The sequence below is a fragment of the Arthrobacter sp. TS-15 genome, assembly GCF_006964045.1.
Taxonomy (GTDB): domain Bacteria; phylum Actinomycetota; class Actinomycetes; order Actinomycetales; family Micrococcaceae; genus Arthrobacter.
In genome coordinates, this window is record NZ_SDXQ01000089.1 from 1 (window position 1) to 1,296 (window position 1,296).

Here is a 1,296-nt window from a genome sequence, read left to right on the forward strand (position 1 = left end):
TCCTCGGAGTCCCCGAAGTCGAAGCCCGAGCTGGGGAATCCGGATTTCTCCAGGTAGGCCATGATGTAGGCCAGCCCGATCGGCTTGGACTTGCGGCGGTCCGAGAAGCCGACCGAGGGGTTCACGAAGGCGATGGCCGGCCGTGTCAGCGTGCCCATCTCACACTCCCTCGGACGAGGACGCGGGCGCGGGTACCGGGGCTGACGCCGACCCTGACACGGACGTCGGCGCGGGTGTGGTGCGCAGGACGCCGTTCCGGGTGAGGCCGAGGAGGAAGTCCCGGTCGAGCTCGGGCAGGGTGTCGAGGTCCACCGGGCGGCGCAGGGCCTCGCGCCAGATGCGGGAGGCGTGACGGTTGAGCTTCAGACAGGACCGTGCCGGTCCGGCGAGCGGCACGTAGACGTGACCTGCCTGGTCCAAGTAGGGCAGTTCCGAGGTGATGCGCAGCATCGACGGGCTCTCCGGGGTCCGGCGCGACGGATCTCGGGCCCCGGCGCATCGCACGCCGGAGCCGCGAGGGGGAGCGGTCAGGCGTAGATCTTGCCGAGCATCTTGGTGTAGCTGGCGCCGCCGAGGCTGACGATGTCCGCCTCGGGGGTCTCGACCTCGTCGAACCCTGCGATCTCCAGCTCGTCGTGGGTGCGCTCGGTCAGCGACTTGCGGACCGGCTTCTGCTGCTTCTCCGCGCTACGGGCCATCGTTGGTCTTCCTCTCGTCCGGCCCCGGGCAGCCTGGGGCCCATCCGGAGTCACCCTGAGCAACAGGGAGACCGCGTGCCAAAGGAGCGTGTGGGCCGGGACGGTTTGTCGTCAAACAGGCAAATGGCCAGTAAATGACGTCGCGCGAGGGAGAGTTGAGGAGCGTGAAACGGGGGCGCGTTCTCCGCGCGAGCAAGCCGCGCAAGGTGGCTCCGACCCGGGAGGAAGCACGACACTCCCGGGAAGATCGCGGCCGTGGCACAGCCGCGCTGTCCGGATCCCTACGGCGCGGGAAGGATCTTCGTCACCCACATGGCAGCATCCGGGAATTCACTCTCCGTGATTGCCACTTCATGCCACTCTGGGTCACATGACAGACGAATCCGGCGGGAGCCGGGACGACTCGGAGGACCCGGAGGACGTCACGCCCGGGGAGGCGGCGGCTGCCCAGGAGCGCTCGTTCTGGGAGACCCGCCGACGGTACAACGAGCTGGACGACGACGAATCCGGCCGCCGCGAACGACGCCGCCTCAGCAAGGAGTCCCGGCGCATGAACCTCCAGGTACGCATACACCGCTACGCCCGAGCCCACGAGACT

The 1,296-nt window shown here is 68.5% G+C and carries 3 protein-coding genes; 1 reads left to right on the forward strand and 2 read right to left on the reverse strand.

Features of this window, described 5'->3' with window-relative positions:
• Positions 1 to 159: 159 nt before the first annotated feature.
• Both EU811_RS22925 and EU811_RS23660 read right to left on the reverse strand, forming a co-directional pair.
• Entirely contained in the window at positions 160 to 450 is a 291-nt protein-coding gene (locus EU811_RS22925; RefSeq protein ID WP_142940552.1) for a hypothetical protein, read from the reverse strand.
• 77 nt (positions 451 to 527) lie between these two features.
• A complete protein-coding gene (locus tag EU811_RS23660) occupies positions 528 to 698 on the reverse strand; it encodes a hypothetical protein (RefSeq protein ID WP_160147698.1) in 171 nt (56 codons plus the stop codon).
• A 370-nt stretch (positions 699 to 1,068) separates the two neighbouring features.
• Here EU811_RS23660 and EU811_RS22930 point away from each other — a divergent pair.
• The coding region (locus EU811_RS22930; RefSeq protein ID WP_202979350.1) for a hypothetical protein at positions 1,069 to 1,296 on the forward strand (228 nt) is incomplete at its 3' end.

Bases quoted from the DNA above. Each gene is read 5' to 3' on its own strand.
- EU811_RS22925 (WP_142940552.1), bottom strand. From the start codon at position 450: ATGCTGCGCATCACCTCGGAACTGCCCTACTTGGACCAGGCAGGTCAC.
- EU811_RS23660 (WP_160147698.1), bottom strand. From the start codon at position 698: ATGGCCCGTAGCGCGGAGAAGCAGCAGAAGCCGGTCCGCAAGTCGCTG.